Raw genomic sequence first — 18,860 nt, 5'->3', positions numbered from 1 at the left:
CGAGGCTCTTGAAAAATATTTTTTTAAAAGGCTGCATTCCGTTATCATTTATAGAATAATTAAGTTATAATAAAGTGAAGGGGATTTAATGATACAATCGCATATTCGTCTGCTGATTATTGGCTCAGGTCCGGCTGGTTATACAGCGGCGATCTATGCAGCAAGAGCAATGCTTAAGCCGGTTTTGGTGACGGGCTTGCAGCAGGGTGGACAATTGACAATTACAACTGATGTTGAGAATTATCCAGGTTTTGCAGATCCCATTCAAGGACCGTGGTTGATGGAACAAATGGCGAAACAAGCTGAGAATATGGGGACAAAAATTGTCTATGATACAATTATAAAGGCTGATTTGTTGAAGTATCCTTTTGTCTTATATGGGGATTCAGGAACACAATATTCTTGTGATGCACTGATTATTGCAACAGGAGCTCAAGCGCGCTGGCTTGGTTTAGAAAGTGAACAAACCTTTATGGGCGGTGGTGTGTCCGCTTGTGCTACATGTGATGGCTTTTTTTACCGTGATAAGGACGTTATTGTCGTGGGAGGAGGAAATACCGCTGTTGAAGAAGCACTTTATTTATCGCATTTGGCTAAAAGTGTAAGCGTGGTTCATCGCCGAGATCATTTTCGGGCAGAAAAAATTTTGCAAGATAGGTTGCTTGCTTGCAAGAACGTACGTATCATTTGGGATCATGTGGTGGAAGAAATTGTGGGGCTGCCAGCACAGGGGCCAGTGGGCGCTGTTGTAACAGGGGCACGTCTGAAAAATGTTAAGACAGGTCACGAGATGACCGTGAATGCAGAGGGAATATTTATTGCTATAGGGCATGATCCTGCTGTTTCTCTGTTTGAAGGACAGCTGAAACAAAAACGAGGCGGCTATTTATGGACAGCACCGGACTCAACAGCAACAAGCATTGCTGGTGTTTTTGCTGCTGGGGATGTAACAGATGAAATATTCCGCCAAGCTGTAACAGCTGCGGGAAGAGGATGTATGGCAGCGTTGGAGGCAGAACGGTTTTTAGATATATCTAAGCGTTAGTAACTCATTGAGAACATAAAGAATCTAGAGGTAGAATTAATTGTGGCGCCACCGTTGGATTGGGATAAGTTAAGGGTTTTTCACGCTGCAGCAGAAGCGGGATCTTTTACGCATGCTGCTCAAAAGCTTCATTTATCTCAGTCAGCAGTTTCACGACAGGTTTCGGCTTTAGAACAAGAGGTTGGGGTATCCTTATTTCAACGTCATGCGCGTGGTTTGATTCTTACAGAACAGGGAGAAACTCTTTATCGTACAGCTCATGATGTTTTGATGAAGCTTGAAAGTGTACGTTTGCAACTAAGTGAAAGCTATGCAAAACCAACGGGGCACTTGCGTGTAACCTCGACCTTTGGAATGGGGGCAGGGTGGATTGCAGAGCGTATGCCAGAATTTCTTAGTCTTTATCCTGATATGCAGGTTCAGCTTTTGCTTTCCGATGAAGAGCTTGATTTGACAATGTGTCATGCGGATTGTGCTGTTCGCTTACATCAACCCCAACAACCTGATCTTATACAAAGAAAACTCTTTACAATTCATATGCATGTTTATGCTTCGGAAAAGTATATTGCAAATTATGGAAAGCCGGAAAAATTGTCTGATCTCGATGAGCATCGTATTATTTCGTTCGGTGAACCTGTCCCACCTTATTTGTCTGGTTTAAATTGGTTGGAAAAGGCTGGTAGAAGTGATGGATCATTGCGCGTTTCAGTTCTACAAATCAACAATATCATCTCAATAAAGAATGCGCTTATGCGTGATCTTGGGATTGCTGTGCTGCCTGATTATATCGTCAATAATGATGAGCATTTGGTGCGTCTTTTTCCTGATATGGTTGATATTCCTTCTTTTGATACTTTTTTTTGTTATCCTTATAATTTAAAGAATTTGGCAAGGTTAAATGCTTTTCGAGATTATATTTTTTTAAAAGCCCGTCAGTGGTCTTTTTAATGTTAATGCCTTAATTTATAAGGAATAATTAACTGTTTTACAATTTGAGAATCCCCTAATATTCTTTCGTTTTAAATTTGCCCATATTGAATCAATTAAAACTATTCGTTGCACATTAAAAGTGGATGGAGTCCGTGTGGAAAAATACTTTTGAAAAAAGGGATAAATGTTTTTTATGAATGCTAGCAAATGTGAGGGGTATTATATATTGAAAACTGGACAATCGTGTGATGGTGTAGCTTACATTTTTATATTTAATTAAAAAGAGTGGTACATGATGGAGACAAATTTAAAGCTATGTGTTTATTGCATAGCAGATACGCTTAAGTCTTTATTGTACTTTTTCTTATAAAATGACATAGAATGCTATCTCTTGATTATGTTGCCTCCCAGTGCATTTTCTTGAGTGTTCCCTTACGAAGATCTATCAGATTGATTTTATCTCTGAGGATTTTCCAAATTTGCCGGACGTATGTCCGGCTTTTTTTTATTTTTGAAAGAGCTCCTAGAAATTGCAATATATGGGAGGATGATAAGGAAAAAATTTCGAAACTTGTGGATATCCAACAATTTTTTAAGAATACTAAAATTCAATAAGGAGTTTGAGAGAGATTTATTCTGTTGTAGCATAAAAGTCTGTCTTTTAGGGGCGTGATATAAAATATTTAAAACTTTATACATTGAGGTGCTTTTTATTAGAGTGAGAGGTGAATATTTAAGGCAGGTCTTGTTCATAAAGCCTATGAAGTAAATCAAGTCGTTATTAGATAGAACTTAAAGGAAACTGGATTGTTTACATAACGACGGGAAGTGGCTTCTTCTTCATTTTAGGACGAAGAAGAAGCCGAGAAATAGAAAAGATTTGATTGTAAGGGCAATTGGGTTTAAAAGCGCTCGATCTTTTTTAGAGTTATAAATTGAATAGAGAAAGCAGAATAGTTTTTTTATCATCTCATGATAATAAACCGATTCATTTATTTGATCGCTAGATTTTTTTGATCTTTATCTACAGCCTCTATTGTTGTGTTTATTCATGGATATTTTTACTGAATCGATTGATTCAGACCATGATACAGTTTCCGATATTTTCTCGGATATACTGACATTCGGCAAAAAAAAACGATCACAAGAGATGATATTAAAAATTTTAAACTAAACTGTTGCAAAAGCGCTGTATACGTATACAAGCTTCTTCAAGTAATTCTTCTGATGTTGCATAAGAAATACGAAAAGCTGATCCAAGTCCAAAAGCAGATCCTTGGACGACAGCAACAGCTTCTGTTTCTAGAAGCGCTATGGCAAAGTCTTCATCATTCGTAATACATTGACCGTTGGGTGTTTTCTTTCCAATAAGTCCTGTGCAAGAGGGATAAACATAAAAAGCACCTTCGGGCGTTGGACAGTGAATGCCAGGAGCTTGGTTTAGCATGGAAACAACGAGATCACGGCGTGCTTGAAAAATACTTTTATTTTTAGCGATAAAGTCTTGTGGCCCATTGAGTGCTTCAACAGCAGCCCATTGTGAAATGACACTTGTTCCAGATGTTTGCTGACCTTGAATGGTATCCATAGCTTTAATTAATTCTTGTGGTCCCCCTGCATAGCCGATTCTCCATCCCGTCATCGCATATGCTTTGGAAACACCATTCATTGTGAGTGTACGCTCATAAAGCGCTGGTTCTACTTGAGCTGGAGTAACAAAGGTAAAACCCTCATATGTGAGATGTTCATATATATCATCGGAAAGAATATAAACATGAGGATATTTTACTAAAACATCTGTGAGTTTTTTCAATTCATTATGTGTATAAGCGGCACCTGATGGATTTGAAGGAGAGTTAAAGATGAACCATTTGGTTTTGGGGGTAATGGCAGCTTCTAGCTCTTGTGGTTGGAGTTTATAAGAAAATTCGGCTTTTGTTTCTAAAAAGACAGGCGTACCATCGTTGAGTGCAACCATTTCTGGATAACTTACCCAATAAGGAGATGGAATGATGACTTCATCCCCTTTATTCAAAGTTGCCATCAATGCATTAAAGAGAATTTGTTTTCCACCGGTACCAACAATAATTTGCTCTGGTTCATAATTGAGATTATTTTCCCTTTTAAACTTTGCAGAAATTGCTTGGCGCAATTCTGGAATTCCAGATATGGGAGGGTATTTTGTTTCTCCTCTTCGAATAGCTTCAATGGCCGCGTTTTTGATGTTGTCTGGGGTATCAAAGTCTGGCTCTCCAGCGCTTAAAGCAATAACGTTGCGCCCTAATGTTTTTAAATGACGGGCTTTTTGGGAAGCAGCAATTGTTGCAGAAGGTTTGATACGAGACAGTTTGTCGGCAATAAAAGCCATAATTTTAAATCCTTATATTATATCAACAAATAGTTATTGCTTTAAGGATATTCTATAAGAGATTATATTGTATGCAATAAAAAACTTCCAAAATACTCTTACACGGGCTTTACATTCTTCTTTTTTGAGATTTTTACAAGATAATTTCTTCTTAGATTTTATGAAAGTTTTAGAGGAAGTATAAGGGAGGTTTGATAAATTGTGCAAAGGAGGTAAGCAGTCTTTTATTTTAACAAGGTAAAATGATGCTTTATACAAAATAAAAAATCTTCGTCGTTACAGACGAAGATTTTTAAATAAAATACTGCAGAATTTAAACTTTAAAGGGCAGCAAGGTTGCCAGCGGCAAATTTTCCTGAACGACGATCTTGAAGAACATCATAAGAAATTTTTTGCCCTTCATTAAGACTGTTTAGACCAGAACGCTCAACGGCAGAAATGTGTACAAATACATCTGCACTACCATCACTAGGCTGAATGAATCCGAAACCTTTTGTTGTATTAAACCACTTAACTGTTCCTGTAGACATAGGAAACTCCTTAGAATATATAATTATATTGAGTATTGAAGCTTTCATTCCTTCAATACGGTTGTAGATCGAAATTAGGTGGGAGAAGTTTCGTCAAAAGTGCAGATCGCACAGGAAAGAAAGTCACGTAACCGAAAATTCGATGAAACCTCTATAAAAGTCTTTAGAACAAAAAGCAAGTCTTAATCAATTTTTATATAAAAAAAATAAGAAAGCAGTGTACCTTTTGCTGAGTAGAAAAAATTCAACTGAAATAACTTTGTAGTGAACGTACTTCAAGGCGCCTTTTTTTGAGTGCTTTGATCGCTTCTACGACGGCTTCGGCTCCAGCTATTGTTGTATAATAGGGAACATTTTGCATGAGTGCTGCATAACGTAATGATTTTGAGTCTGAGATGGCACTGGCAGTGCTAGTTGTATTAAAAATCAATTGAATTTGGCGATTACGAATGGAATCTTCAATATGAGGATGCCCTTCTAGGACTTTGTTGATTTTTGTTGCTTCAACGTGGTGTTCGGTAAGAAATTTATGTGTTCCACTTGTGGCAACAACAGAAAAGCCAAGCTCAGTTAAACGTTTTACAGGATTTAAGATGCGTTTTTTATCTTCATCTCTTACAGAAACGAACAAAGTTCCCTCTTTAGGGAGTTTTACACCAGCTCCAAGTTGTGCTTTAGCAAAAGCAAGCGAAAATTCATAGTCAAGTCCCATAACTTCACCGGTTGAGCGCATTTCTGGACCAAGAAGTGTATCAACACCTGAAAAACGAGCAAAAGGAAACACTGCTTCCTTGACGGCAATATGTTGTTTTTTCTGCAAGGAAGGTAATCCACCATAAGCTTGAAGAGCATCATGAAGTGTTTCTCCTGCCATAATACGTGCAGCCATTTTAGCAATAGGGCGACCAATCGTTTTTGCAACAAATGGGACAGTACGTGAAGCACGGGGATTGACTTCTAAGACATAAATGGTGTCATCTTTTATAGCATATTGTACATTCATTAAGCCGCGAACATGAAGTGCTTGTGCTAATGCTTTGGTTTGGCGCTCTAATTCAGTAACTATTTTATTTGAGAGCGTACGGACTGGTAAAGAACATGCTGAATCACCAGAGTGGATACCAGCTTCTTCAATGTGTTCCATAATACCAACAATCAGTGTTTCGTTGCCATCACATAGACAATCAACGTCTACTTCAATTGCTTCTGTTAAATAGGTATCAAAGAGAAGCGGATTTTTACCAAGCAATATATTGATTTGTCCTGTTGTGTCGTTAGGATAACGGACTTTGATATCTTCTGAAATTAATTCTGGGACACTCTCAAGTAAATAATTTTGTAAGCTACGTTCATCACGGATAATTTGCATAGCACGTCCTCCTAAAACATAAGAGGGACGTACAACCAATGGGAAGCCTAGTTCGTGGGCAATGAGGCGTGCTTGTTCGATGGAGTGAGCAATACCATTTTGAGGTTGTGTTAAGTTAAGTTTAAATAACAGTTTTTGAAAGCGATCTCTATCTTCTGCTAAGTCGATAGCGTCAGGTGAAGTACCCAAGATGGGAATGTTGTGTTTTTCTAGAGCGCTTGCCAATTTCAAGGGTGTTTGTCCGCCAAATTGGACGATGACTCCAACCAAATCTCCTTTTTCCTGTTCTGCTTCTAAAATAGCGATAACATCTTCTGTTGTTAAAGATTCAAAGTAAAGGCGATCAGAGGTATCATAGTCGGTTGAAACTGTTTCAGGATTACAGTTAATCATAATCGCTTCAAAGCCTGCATCACGCAGTGCAAAAGCAGCGTGGCAGCAACAGTAATCAAATTCAATACCTTGCCCAATGCGGTTTGGTCCACCGCCTAAAATAGCAATTTTTTTGCGTTCAGAAATGTGTGCTTCCGAGTGCTCTATACCTGCAAAGGGAACTTCATATGTTGAATACATATAGGCTGTAGGAGAAGAAAATTCAGCAGCACAAGTGTCAATCCGTTTGAAGACGTGTCTAACATTCAGTGATTTGCGTAAAGCTGCGATATCATCGGGTTCTTTTCCAGTAAGGGAGGCTAATCGCGCATCTGAAAATCCCATAGCTTTTAACATGCGTAAGTTATCTGCGTCTTGGGGTAATCCATGAACGCGGATACGCTGCTCCATTTCAATGATGGAGGCTATTTGTTCTAAAAACCACGGATCAATTTTGCTAATTTGGTGAATCTCATCTAAGGGTAAGCCTGTGCGCATGGCTTGAGCAATATAGCGTAGACGATCAGGGCTTGGTATTGCAATGGCGGAGCGTATAGAACTTTTTTCATCACCTTCAGCATGCTCTGGAATAACAATTTCATCAAGACCCGTAAGTCCTGTTTCAAGTCCACGGAGTGCTTTTTGTAACGATTCTTGAAAAGTGCGTCCAATTGCCATGACTTCTCCTACAGATTTCATCGCAGTTGTGAGGACAGGTGATGAACCGGGAAATTTTTCGAAAGCAAAACGAGGAATTTTTGTCACAATATAGTCAATAGAAGGTTCAAATGATGCTGGTGTTGCACCACCCGTTATATCATTTTTTAATTCATCAAGAGTATAACCAATAGCCAGTTTAGCGGCTACTTTGGCAATGGGAAACCCCGTTGCTTTTGAGGCAAGCGCTGAAGAGCGAGAAACACGTGGATTCATTTCAATAACAATGAGGCGCCCATTTTCAGGATTGACAGCAAACTGTACATTGGATCCCCCCGTTTCAACACCAATTTCACGCAAAACAGCAATCGAAGCATTACGCATACATTGATATTCTTTATCTGTTAAGGTGAGAGCAGGCGCTACAGTGATCGAATCACCGGTATGAATCCCCATTGGATCAATGTTTTCAATAGAACAAACAATGATACAGTTGTCGTTCTTATCACGAACAACTTCCATCTCATATTCTTTCCACCCTAAAACACTTTCTTCAATTAAAACTTCAGTTGTAGGCGAAGCTTCAAGACCGCGTTCGATAATTTCATAAAATTCAGAACGATTGTAAGCGATTCCACCACCGGTTCCACCAAGGGTAAATGAAGGACGAATAATAGCTGGAAGTCCAACAACATCAAGAGCTTGAACTGCTTTTGCTGTTGCATGGGCGATATAATGTTGTTTGCGATCAGTTTCGGTATGTCGCCAGTTGCGCTCAAGTTCTTCGAGTGCTTTGTCAAGTGCAGCACCAGAAAGTTTTGCTTTAAGTTCAGCACGCGTTTTTGCGTGCTGTCGGCGATTTTCTTCTTTTAGTTCTGTTGCATTGGCTAACATAGAGCGTGGCGTTTCCAAACCGATTTTTGCCATCGCTTGGCGGAATAAAGCACGATCTTCAGCTTTATCAATAGCATCAGCATTGGCCCCTATCATTTCAACATGATAGCGGTCTAAAATACCCATACGCTTTAATGATAAAGCAGTGTTGAGGGCTGTTTGTCCTCCCATAGTGGGCAAAAGGGCATCGGGACGTTCGTGGGCAATAATTTTGGCAACTATTTCAGGAGTAATGGGCTCTATATAAGTTGCATCAGCTAGATCTGGATCTGTCATAATCGTGGCAGGATTAGAATTTACCAAAATAATTCGATAACCTTCTTCTTTTAATGCTTTACAGGCTTGTGTGCCTGAATAATCAAATTCACATGCCTGACCAATGATAATAGGTCCTGCTCCGATGATAAGAATAGATTTTATATCTGTGCGTTTGGGCATGGCTTTTTCCTATGACAAATATCTGTGCGCGATTGTTGCGGGTAAAATATTTCAGTTCTGAGGCTACAGTCATTTTATAAGTTAAGTGACAAAGAAAGTAAGCACTAAAATACCTTTTCCATGCTTTTTTTCATAAAATTGAAGATAAATTTCTTTTTTGAGCTGAGTCATCTCGTCAGTATATCAAAAGTATGATCTTTGATAAAAAAATAATAGTAGTACTCCAACAAATTAGAATATTTAAGCATACTGTGGAGAATAAAAGCCGGAACATCTTTTCAATCCATTGCCGGCACATTTTGTGTTTTATGACGTTGTTTTCCTAAAGAGGGAGCGCACTTTTTCTGTTGCTTGTACAACATAAGCCACTATTGATGGTTCGATGGGATTTCGTAAAATGAAATGGGAAGTTTATCTTGTTGTTCCGTAAAATACTGCCGTTTAGAGCTGTGATATAAGGTATGAAAATTTACTACATTAAGGTGTTTTTTGTTAGAGTATATGATAGAATTCAGGGCGGGATTTGTTTTTAGAGAGCTTGTGAAATAAACCATATGAAATGGTCTTAGTTGGAATCTGTTAGATAAAAAGCAAGATTGTTGATAGATCGGTTCTGGTCGAACTTTCCGTTTTAGGGTAGGAAGAAAGTCAATTGATGTATATTTCCATTTCATAAAAGGGTGAGAGTGTATTTTAATACAATGGCTAAGGAGATAATTTCAGAATGATTTTGTTTGCTGTTAAAAGATAGTGAATACTCTCTCTTTACTTTATGGATGATGTTCAAAAATATTTAAAAATATAAAGAAGGCTAAAATGCTGAACATTTCCCAAACGAGAATATTCTGTCTGAAAGATGTATCAATAGGAAAGCTTTTGGTGGCTAGGTCTCAAAAAGGGATTTGTTATATAGCGTTAGGAGATACTATAGAACAATTATTACAGGAGTTTACGATACGATTTGGCAATGCACAACAAGTTGTAGGTGACAATACATTTAAGAGAGAAGTTGCTCATATTATAGCTATGATAGAAACACCTAAGTTGGTCAAAAAATATAATTTTCCCTTAGATATAAATGGTACAGTTTTTCAACGACAAGTATGGGCAGTATTATGTGATATACCATGTGGTGAAACAATTTCATATGAAGTCTTAGCATGCCGTATTGGTATACCGAACGCTTTTCGTGCCGTTGCTAATGCGTGTGCACGTAACGAATTGGCTGTTATCATTCCGTGTCATCGTGTTGTGCGTAAAAATGGTTTTATTTCAGGGTATCGTTGGGGATCCAAACGGAAACAGATTTTGCTACAACGAGAACAAAATGGAGGAATTTAATTTTGTGTGATGGGCATTATAATCGTTACAGTTGTCCCTTTCATTTCTTTTGAGGTAATTTCAAGTTTTCCTTTGTGGAGTTCTAGCAAGGAGCGTGAAATGGCTAAGCCAAGACCTGAGCCCGTGTGAGATTTAGTAAGCTGATTTTCAACTTGTTCAAAAGGTTGCCCAAGTTTTTTAATTGCTGATTGGGGAATGCCAACACCTGTATCTGTAATTTTAAAAATAAGGTTGTTTTTTTTCTTGAAAGCACAGACATCAATATTTCCGCCAGAAGGCGTAAATTTAACGGCATTAGAGATGAGATTAAGGAAAATCTGTTTCATAGCACGACCATCAACTTCAGCATGAAGTTCTGGGGTAATGTTTGTTGTAACAACAATATTTTTTTCTTGAGCTTGAGGCGTTAGTGTCCGTACTGCTTCACTAATGATGGGCTCAAGATCGGTATTTTTACAATCAAGCGAAAATCTTCCAGCTTCAATTTTTGACATATCAAGGATGTCATTGATAAGGGTTAGAAGATGGGTTCCCGAATTGTAAATATCATGCATATATTCCTTATAGCGTTGTGAGCCAAGAGGTCCAAAAGTCGATTGCAACATGATATCTGAAAAGCCGAGAATGGCGTTAAGTGGAGTGCGCAATTCATGGGACATATTAGCCAAAAACTCTGATTTAGCTTTGTTAGCACTTTCAGCACGCTCTTTTTCTGCCTTGAGACTTTTATTAAGTTTTTCAACTTCTGAGGCACGTTGTTGAGCACTTCCTCGAGCACGTTTGAGTTCTTGAATAAAAGAAAAAAGACGCCTTTCACTGTCTTCAAATTTTTCCTGTTGTTGTTTAAGCTCAGAAATGTCAGTACCAATACAAACCAATCCTCCGTCTTGGGTTCGCCGTTCGTTAATTTTGAGCCAACAACCATCTGCCGTTTGGCGAATACTGGTTAAGTTACCAGTACCATCATCTTTAAGGGGATATTCACTGAGTGCAGGGCGTGCCATGGCTTCGACGGTTGCACGTTGGATACCGGATTGTAGAATTTGTTTAGGAATAGCAGCATATTCGCAAAATTTGCTGTTGGACATGACTAAACGTCCTTCTGAATCCCACAAGACGAAAGATTCTGAAATGTTTTCAATTGCATCACGGATACGAAGGTCGGCTTGCGCTGTTTGTTCAGCCAATTGTTGCTGTTCACTAATATCGAAGGAAATACCAACCAAATGGGGTTCTTCTTCTTCAGTAACTTCAGCACGAATGCGCATCCAGACATAATGGCCATCGGCATGACGCATGGGAACGTTAATATCGATATGCCTTTTTTTACCGCTCATTAATTCCTGAGCAAGATCAAAAAAATTCGCATCATTTGGATTGATAATGGCGCTAATTTGGGAAATTGAGAGCAATGCATCTTGAGGGACATAGCCCAGCATTTCATACATTGCTCGTGACCAGTAGACGCGTCCACTTGCCATATTCCAATCCCATAGTCCACAGCGTCCACGCATCATTGCCATATCAATACGGTTTTGAATTTTTTCTGAGACAAGATCCGTTTTGCGTGCTCGTACAATTTGGTTGTAATAAGCATAAAGAAGAGCGAGGATAACGCCACTAGTTCCAATGAACAGGGTTATATTTAACGAGAGAATTTTCCGCCATTCCATGGCGCTATCTTGCATTTTTTCGCTAATGAATACGCCATATTGCCCATTTTCTGTTTGCTGAAATGAAGCAAGAGCAGGGGCATCTTTTCCTATTGTGATTTTCATAATTCCAACGTGCTGTCCAAGAGATTGTAAAGCAATGCTGTCAGAGATAAAATCTTGCAAAGGTTTTCCTAAAGAAATCTCTGAACTGGATGAAGCTAAGACATTTCCTTTTTGATCAATAATGGCGATCAGAGTGCTAGGATTAATAAGATCTTGATTACGAAAAGTGGTGAGGATATTTTGCAAATGACTATGAGAAAGGGCAGAGACTTTTCCTTTCTGAGAAACAGCCAGTAAGTCATGATTAATTGTATTGGTAATATGAGAAGCTAAGAGAGTGATGGTAGAACGCGTGTTCTTATCAATCGTGTTACGCCAATCATAGAGTGATATAAAACGAATTGATGCAAGTACAATAAGAAATGCTAAAATAACAAACGGAAGTGAGCGACGCAACCAAGGTTCAATAAAGAGAAGCTTTTGATAGGCGGAGCCAGAAAGCAGATGAATACGTTTTTTCTGCGCTTTATGACTTGGAGCGCTCGATTTTGAATCAGTATACACCTCCGTTGGCGCATGATATGCGTCCAATTTAGCCATTTCCAGTTCCTTTAATTATGGAATAATGTGATTTAAAAACTGCTTCGATATTCATAGTAACCCCATCGAGTGCAATGAATCAAAACAGGAGTCTTCTGTCCAGTCTTTTTTTTAAAAAAAATAATTTTACTTCTATGAACTTGGAATATGAAAAGGAAAAGGCACTTTAAACATGATCTATAAACAGGCTTAGATTGCCTGTTTATAGATTTAATGATGATCGAATAGTCTGTAGAATTTATTTAAAAAATATTATAGAATATTGATTTAAAATAATTTTTCGTTTCAAGTGAGCAGACGGTTGATAATATCAGCGACATCGCTTGATAATTTTGGCGCAGCAGCAATTGTTTTTAATTCAGTTTCAAGTTTTTGTTGTCGAATGGGTTCTAATTGTCGCCAAGAGCGCATCGTCGTTAATAATCGTGAAGCGAGCTGTGGATTTTTTTTGTCAATTTCCAAAATGATTTGGCAAAGAAAATGATAAGATGCTCCATCCATCCTGTTAAAGCCCGTGAGATTGTTAGAGGAAAAGACACCGATTAGGGAACGCACACGATTGGGATTGTCTTTTGAAAATAGCGGGTGTTGCATGAGCTTTTGAACATTCTCGAGCGTTGATGCCCCTGCAACCATTGCTTGAATGGAGAACCATTTATCCATGACCAAAGGATCATGGTGATAGCGGTTTTCAAAATCATTTAAGGCATTTTGCGCCTGCTCACTTTCTTTAAAACGCTTCACGAGAACAGCGATACTAGCCATACGGTCAGTCATATTATCAGCTGTTGCATATTGTGCGGCAGCACGATTTGGATTGGCCTCAGTAATGGAAAGATAATCCAGTATTATATTCTTTAATGCTCGCTTTCCAGCTTGTACAGTGTTTGATGAATAGGGCTCTTTGGTTTGCATTTGCCCATAAAATTTTGTGAAGAGCCCTTGATGTGTATGTGCGAGCGAAGCTAAAAACTGATTGCGCACATGATGAATACGCTCTGGGTCAACATTTTTACCAAGTGTATGGGCAAGTTCAACTTCGCTCGGTAAACTTAAACAAAATGCACGAAACTCAGGTTCAAGACTTTCATCTGTAATGATAGCTTCAATCAATTTTATCAAAGCAGAGGGCATCCCCTCTTTTGCTTTTGTTTCATCTTGAATGCTTTGAATCAAAGCTTGCGTCATTAAATGATTAAGAGATTGCCAGCGATTGATGTGATTGTCATCATGTTGTGCAAGAAAAATAAGTTCGCTTTCATTGAATGGAGTTTGTAGATTGATTGGCGCAGAGAAGTCTCTAAGCAGTGATAAAACAGGTTTTTCACGCAGACCCTTTAATGTAAACGTTTGGTTTTCCTTGGATAAAAGCATAACGTTTGATTGAATATCTGTATCCGCTTCATAGGTGAGGTTTTCTCCATTATGTCCTAACAAGCCAAATAATATAGGGATAAGCATGGGCTTTTTTGTATTTTGTTGTGGGGTTGCCGGAATATGTTGCTTTGCATGAATTGTTAAAACACCATCGCTATAATGACTATCGATTTCTACATTTGGTGTTCCAGCTTGTTCATACCACAACATGAATTGGGAAAAGTCTTGACCAGATACTTCAGCAAAACAGGTGATAAAATCTTCAATTGTACAAGCTTGTCCATCATGACGTTGAAAATAAAGATCAGTACCTTTACGAAACAGAGAGGGTCCTAAAATAGTCCGTATCATGCGAACAACCTCAGCACCTTTTTCATAAACAGTTGTGGTGTAAAAATTGTTAATTTGGCTATATTGACGAGGACGTACAGGATGAGCGAGGGGACCAGCGTCTTCGGCAAATTGAGTAGCTTTTAATGTTTTTATATTTTCAATTCGCTGTAGGCTGCGTACATTTTGATCTGATGAAAATTCCTGATCACGATAAACAGTGAATCCTTCTTTTAAACAGAGTTGAAACCAATCGCGACAGGTAATACGATTACCACTCCAATTATGGAAATATTCATGTGCAATGACACGTTCAACATTTCTATAATCCTGATCGGTTGCTGTTTCAGGATCTGCGAGAACATATTTATCATTAAAAATGTTAAGTCCCTTGTTTTCCATTGCTCCCATGTTAAAGTCGGACACAGCAACAATATTGAAAACATCAAGATCATATTCGCGCCCAAAACATTGTTCATCCCAACGCATGGAACGTTTAAGAGCATCCATTGCATAGGTTGCGCGTTTGGTTTTTCCTTTTTCCACATAGATACCAAGCTCGATACGTCGTCCAGATACAGTTGTAAAATGATCTTCTAACTTATCAAGATCTCCACCTACTAAAGCAAAGAGATAAGATGGTTTGGGATAAGGATCTTCCCAAATGGCAAAATGGCGATTATTCTCTAAAGTTCCTGTTTCCACTAGATTACCATTTGAAAGCAAGATTGGGATTGTTTGGGAATCTGCTTCAATTTTCACTCTATAGGTAGAAAGAACATCTGGGCGGTCGTAAAAATAAGTAATACGACGAAAGCCTTCCGATTCGCATTGTGTGCAATAAACACCATTTGAAAGATAAAGGCCCATAAGTTGGCGGTTGCTTTCAGGATTCAGTTCCGTAACCAATTTCAATGTAAAAGGAGCCGCTGGTGGGTTTGTAATTTCTAAACGTGAAGGCGTCACTTTATAAGTGTTTGGGGCTAACGTCTCACCATTGATAGAAACGGAAATTAAAGTAAGATCATCACCAGAAAGAACAAGAGGTGTTAATTCTTTTGTATTGTGACGGGGTTCAATAGACAATATGGCTGTAACATAGGTTTTTGTTGGTGCCAATTGGAAGGAAAGTTGTGTTTTAGGGATAGCGTAAGGGGTTGGCTGGTAGTCTTCCAAACGATAAATAGATGTTGTTGGCTGTTCCATAGTTTTTCCCATTCGTATTTTAAGAGTTAAAGAAGGTGTTTAATTTTAGAGTCAAAGAAGATTACAGAATTACAAAAGGCTATCGAGGCGATTTTTTACTTCTAAGAAGTCTGTCCATGTAAGTTTTTTTTGACTAGGGGTTCGGAGAAGGTAGGCAGGGTGGAAAGTTGGCATAACAGGTATTTTTATATTATCCTCACTTTCATAAATATGCCATTTCCCTCGTGTTCGGATAATCCCATTTTGAGATCCCGTAAGAAACTGTGCAGCAATGCCTCCCAGTGCTATAAGTACACGAGGACGCGCTAAATAAATGTGCCGTTCAATAAAAGGGCGGCACAAGGCAACTTCTCTTGGTGTTGGTGTACGATTTCCTGGTGGACGCCAAGGAATAGTGTTGGCAATGTAAACATTATTTCTTGTTAAGCCAATTGATGCGAGGATTTTATTAAGCAACATCCCTGCTTTTCCCACAAAAGGAATTCCTTGTATATCCTCTTCTCGTCCTGGTGCTTCGCCTATAAGCATCAGGGGGCTTCCTGCTGTTCCATCTGAAAAGCAGGTATTTTTTGCTGTCAATTTTAGTGAACAGCCATTAAATGCGAGGAGCGCAGATTTTAATTCATCAAGTGTTTTTGCATTGTTTGCACTTTCTATAGCTGTGGGTTCATTTTGTATAGCCCCCCTAGAGTTATGCAGCGGACGATGATCTGATTTTACGGTGGGAGATGTTTGTTGATTATGAGAAATGTTCACGACAGATATTAATTTTCTCTCTGAACAAGCAGACTGCTTAAAACGATTAATGGGGAAATCTGTCAGAACAGCATCCGCACCACTTTCTTTATAAAAGTTTAAGAGTTCTTCATAGGAAATTGAGCACGGCGTTTGATTTAACATTTTATTTTTTCTAATGATCTAGCAACTATAGATCAAACAAAATTATCCTTCAAGTTTTATAAATGTATTCGCTAGCCATTAATGTACAAGAACGCTGATAGGATTCTCTCTTTTCACAAAAAAGGCAAATCGTAAAATGCGAGTGTTCGCGATTATATACATCTTTAAATGTACAATTTGTTTAAATTACGCTATTTTAAATTTTTAAACAGACTAAGCTCTTTATAATAAAAGAATTCTCTACTGAATGCAAGTGGTATGATAACATTTTTGATCATTATATTCTATATTTAATAATTAATGAAAGTGATTTTTGTAGTATTTTATTTGTAATAATTAAGTATAAATTTTTTATTATTATATTTTTATCTTTTTTTTTAATAATTTTTATTAAAAATATTAAATATATTAATGAGATATATAAATATTACTTTTATATGAGAAAATATTAAGACTTTACAAACTGTTTTTACAATGGGTTAAAAGCAATGTGTGGATATATGCTTTTGCTTTTTTTACAGCTGAAATGAGAGGTTCATTTAATGCTAAATGCGTAGCAATAGCGCTTGAGAGAATGCAACCTGTTCCTCGCATTGTTCCTTTTAAACGTGGCGTAGAAATATTTATGACTTCAGTTTTGTCGATGAAGCTATCAATTGCAAGAGGACCCTCTGCATGTCCCCCTTTTACTAAAATAGATCGAGCTCCCAATGACAAAAGTTTTTTTGCTTGTTGTATTGCTTGCTCATCATGAGATGCCAATGGACTTTGGCTAAGAAGAGCAAGTTCTTCTCTATTCGGTGTTAAAAGAGTAACATGAGAAAGCAGTTTATCGATCATCGTGTCGATGATTGCTTCCGTTGTTAGTTTTCCTCCTGATGAAGCGACAAGTACGGGGTCCAAAATAACTGGAACATGGGGATAGTCTTTGAGTACGTTACAGATTGCTGTTATAATTGCTTTTGTACCCATCATACCGATTTTTATTGCGCTTATTGGATTTGCTTCTAGGGCAGCACGCATTTGCGCAGCGACGAGGTTTTCACGCATTGGAATGATTTCGGCAACGCGATTATCATCTTGTACGTTAACACAAGTGATTGCCAAATTTGCTTTTATTTGAAAATGTGCAGCGGTTTCTATATCACGAACAATACCGGCACCTCCTGTTGGATCCGTGCCTGCAACAATAAGAATGGAAGGTATCAACGCCATGTTTGTGTCACTTTTATCCACTGTTGGACACGTTCTTCAGGTTTTTTATGGAGGATAATATCAGTCACAACAGCAGCACTATTTGCTCCCGCTTTTAAAACATCAACTGCGCGTTCTGGTGTTAAACCACCAATACCCACCAAAGGTAAAGCACCAATCCGCTTTCTCCATTGTTTGATTTTTTCTAGTCCTTGCGGCATCCATTTCATTTTTTTTAAGATTGTCGGATAAATAGGACCAAGTGCAATATACTCAGGATTAACAGAGAGTGCGATATCCAATTCATGTTCATCATGTGTACTAAGACCAACTTTTATACCACTTTTACGAATTGCGTGAAGATCAGCATTACTTAGGTCTTCTTGTCCCAGATGAATAAAATTGCACTTTTCATCAATTGCTATTTCCCAATGATCATTAATAATTAATTGTGCTCCCAATTTATTGCATATGTTTTTTGCGCGCTTGATATGTTGACGGATTATTTGTTGATTTTCATGTTTCATACGCAATTGTACGAGCTTGATGCCAAGAGGGAGCAAACGTTCAATCCAATCAGCGTTATCAACGATGAGGTAAAATGGATCCAGTTTCATGAAAATACTGCTTTTCCAATGACTGGCGTTGAAGGGACTGCTACATTGCGTGCTTCGATCATGCCAGCTTTATATCCCATACGTCCTGCTTGAACAGCTTTAGAAAATGCTTCAGCCATTAAGACAGGATCACCTGCTTTAGCAACTGCGGTATTAAGCAGTACTGCATCATAACCGAGTTCCATCGCAATGGCGGCATGTGATGGGCGTCCAATGCCGGCATCAATAACAAGAGTAGCGTCAGGAAGGTAAGCACGGATAGAACGCAATCCATCAGTATTATGAGGTCCTTTGGCAGAACCAATAGGAGCACACCAAGGCATAATAACACGGCAACCAATGTCGAAAAGTTTTTCAGCAACAATGAGATCATCCGTTGTGTAAGCAAAAATTTTGAAACCTTCATTGTTTAAAATTTGCGCTGCTTCGATTAAGGAAAAAATATTTGGCTGTAAGGTGTCTGGGTTTCCTATCACTTCGAGTTTAATCCAAGCTGTTTTAAAGAGATCTCTTGCTAATTGCGCTGTGGTTACGGCCTCTTTAACAGTATAACAACCAGCAGTATTAGGAAGCACTGTTACCCCAAGTTCTTGAAGAAATTGCCAAAATTGTCCACCTTGTTTTCCACCTGCCGTTTCACGACGCAAGGAAACAGTCACAATTTCCGTATTCGATTTATGAATAGCATCACGAAGAATTGCTGGTGAAGGATATTGCGCTGTACCTAATAGAAGACGGGAAGAGAATTGTCGTCCATAAAGATTCAGCATAATTTTAGCCTCCTTGCATTGGGCTTAAAATTTCAATTTTATCTCCTTCATGCAAGACAAATTGGCTTCGTGCATCTATGGAAACAACTTCAGCGTTAACAGCGGTTGCAAGCCAATTTCCTTCATACCCCAATTCTTCAAGTAAGAGACCGAGAGTCATAACTTCTGTTTGGACTGTTTCACCATTAACAAATATTTGCATGC

At 38.3% G+C, this 18,860-nt stretch carries 13 protein-coding genes; 3 read left to right on the top strand and 10 right to left on the bottom strand.

What is annotated here, in order from left to right; all coding sequences use genetic code 11:
* The first annotated feature begins 88 nt into the window (after nt 1-88).
* A complete protein-coding gene (trxB, locus tag ACFIKB_RS03950; RefSeq protein ID WP_375635706.1) occupies nt 89-1,045 on the top strand; it encodes a thioredoxin-disulfide reductase in 957 nt (318 codons plus the stop codon).
* Between the two features lie 42 nt (nt 1,046-1,087).
* The gene (locus ACFIKB_RS03945; protein WP_012754906.1) at nt 1,088-1,993 is read left to right on the top strand and encodes a LysR family transcriptional regulator; all 906 of its coding nucleotides are present in this window, start codon (nt 1,088-1,090) and stop codon (nt 1,991-1,993) included.
* 1,147 nt (nt 1,994-3,140) lie between these two features.
* On the opposite strand, the gene ACFIKB_RS03940 is transcribed toward ACFIKB_RS03945, so the two are convergent.
* The 3 genes from ACFIKB_RS03940 to carB all read right to left on the bottom strand — a co-directional run bounded on the left by ACFIKB_RS03940 (nt 3,141) and on the right by carB (nt 8,603).
* The gene (locus tag ACFIKB_RS03940) at nt 3,141-4,343 is read right to left on the bottom strand and encodes a pyridoxal phosphate-dependent aminotransferase (RefSeq protein ID WP_375652878.1); all 1,203 of its coding nucleotides are present in this window, start codon (nt 4,341-4,343) and stop codon (nt 3,141-3,143) included.
* Between the two features lie 320 nt (nt 4,344-4,663).
* Nucleotides 4,664-4,873, bottom strand: coding sequence for a cold-shock protein (locus ACFIKB_RS03935; RefSeq protein ID WP_012754908.1), 210 nt, complete (start codon nt 4,871-4,873; stop codon nt 4,664-4,666).
* Nucleotides 4,874-5,117: 244 nt separating this feature from the next.
* Entirely contained in the window at nt 5,118-8,603 is a 3,486-nt protein-coding gene (carB, locus tag ACFIKB_RS03930; protein WP_375652877.1) for a carbamoyl-phosphate synthase large subunit, read from the bottom strand.
* Between the two features lie 816 nt (nt 8,604-9,419).
* On the opposite strand from carB, the gene ACFIKB_RS03925 reads away from it, so the two are divergent.
* Nucleotides 9,420-9,944 (top strand): methylated-DNA--[protein]-cysteine S-methyltransferase, encoded by a 525-nt coding sequence (locus ACFIKB_RS03925; protein ID WP_273788414.1) that lies wholly within the window; start codon nt 9,420-9,422, stop codon nt 9,942-9,944.
* Here the strand turns inward: ACFIKB_RS03925 and ACFIKB_RS03920 are convergent.
* From ACFIKB_RS03920 to thiS, 7 genes are all read right to left on the bottom strand, one after another.
* Nucleotides 9,941-12,262 carry an ATP-binding protein gene (locus ACFIKB_RS03920; RefSeq protein WP_375644876.1) on the bottom strand — a complete coding sequence of 774 codons (2,322 nt, stop codon included), beginning with the start codon at nt 12,260-12,262 and terminating at the stop codon, nt 9,941-9,943. The two genes, ACFIKB_RS03925 and ACFIKB_RS03920, sit on opposite strands and share 4 nt — an antisense overlap.
* Before the next feature lie 285 nt (nt 12,263-12,547).
* Complete coding sequence (gene pepN / locus ACFIKB_RS03915) at nt 12,548-15,175, bottom strand: aminopeptidase N (RefSeq protein WP_375644877.1); 2,628 nt, start codon at nt 15,173-15,175, stop codon at nt 12,548-12,550.
* A gap of 69 nt (nt 15,176-15,244) precedes the next feature.
* Nucleotides 15,245-16,075, bottom strand: coding sequence for a uracil-DNA glycosylase family protein (locus ACFIKB_RS03910; protein WP_375652875.1), 831 nt, complete (start codon nt 16,073-16,075; stop codon nt 15,245-15,247).
* A 456-nt stretch (nt 16,076-16,531) separates the two neighbouring features.
* Nucleotides 16,532-17,290: a hydroxymethylpyrimidine/phosphomethylpyrimidine kinase gene (locus tag ACFIKB_RS03905; RefSeq protein WP_375652874.1), complete on the bottom strand. Its 759-nt coding sequence runs from the start codon at nt 17,288-17,290 to the stop codon at nt 16,532-16,534.
* A complete protein-coding gene (locus tag ACFIKB_RS03900; protein WP_375652873.1) occupies nt 17,281-17,886 on the bottom strand; it encodes a thiamine phosphate synthase in 606 nt (201 codons plus the stop codon). Before ACFIKB_RS03900 ends, ACFIKB_RS03905 begins: the two co-directional genes overlap by 10 nt.
* Entirely contained in the window at nt 17,883-18,656 is a 774-nt protein-coding gene (locus ACFIKB_RS03895; protein ID WP_012754916.1) for a thiazole synthase, read from the bottom strand. Before ACFIKB_RS03895 ends, ACFIKB_RS03900 begins: the two co-directional genes overlap by 4 nt.
* 4 nt (nt 18,657-18,660) lie before the next feature.
* Nucleotides 18,661-18,858, bottom strand: coding sequence for a sulfur carrier protein ThiS (gene thiS, locus ACFIKB_RS03890; protein ID WP_012754917.1), 198 nt, complete (start codon nt 18,856-18,858; stop codon nt 18,661-18,663).
* Nucleotides 18,859-18,860: the final 2 nt, after the last annotated feature.

Source organism: Bartonella sp. MR110HLJHH, assembly GCF_042194225.1.
Classification (GTDB): domain Bacteria; phylum Pseudomonadota; class Alphaproteobacteria; order Rhizobiales; family Rhizobiaceae; genus Bartonella; species Bartonella grahamii.
The sequence above is the reverse complement of the archived record's forward strand: the minus strand, read 5'-3'. Positions and strand labels throughout refer to the sequence as shown.

Coding starts and splice junctions, on each gene's coding strand:
- trxB (WP_375635706.1), top strand. CDS start 89: ATGATACAATCGCATATTCGTCTGCTGATTATTGGCTCAGGTCCGGCT.
- ACFIKB_RS03940 (WP_375652878.1), bottom strand. CDS start 4,343: ATGGCTTTTATTGCCGACAAACTGTCTCGTATCAAACCTTCTGCAACA.
- ACFIKB_RS03935 (WP_012754908.1), bottom strand. CDS start 4,873: ATGTCTACAGGAACAGTTAAGTGGTTTAATACAACAAAAGGTTTCGGA.
- carB (WP_375652877.1), bottom strand. CDS start 8,603: ATGCCCAAACGCACAGATATAAAATCTATTCTTATCATCGGAGCAGGA.
- ACFIKB_RS03925 (WP_273788414.1), top strand. CDS start 9,420: ATGCTGAACATTTCCCAAACGAGAATATTCTGTCTGAAAGATGTATCA.
- ACFIKB_RS03920 (WP_375644876.1), bottom strand. CDS start 12,262: ATGGCTAAATTGGACGCATATCATGCGCCAACGGAGGTGTATACTGAT.
- pepN (WP_375644877.1), bottom strand. CDS start 15,175: ATGGAACAGCCAACAACATCTATTTATCGTTTGGAAGACTACCAGCCA.
- ACFIKB_RS03910 (WP_375652875.1), bottom strand. CDS start 16,075: ATGTTAAATCAAACGCCGTGCTCAATTTCCTATGAAGAACTCTTAAAC.
- ACFIKB_RS03905 (WP_375652874.1), bottom strand. CDS start 17,290: ATGGCGTTGATACCTTCCATTCTTATTGTTGCAGGCACGGATCCAACA.
- ACFIKB_RS03900 (WP_375652873.1), bottom strand. CDS start 17,886: ATGAAACTGGATCCATTTTACCTCATCGTTGATAACGCTGATTGGATT.
- ACFIKB_RS03895 (WP_012754916.1), bottom strand. CDS start 18,656: ATGCTGAATCTTTATGGACGACAATTCTCTTCCCGTCTTCTATTAGGT.
- thiS (WP_012754917.1), bottom strand. CDS start 18,858: ATGCAAATATTTGTTAATGGTGAAACAGTCCAAACAGAAGTTATGACT.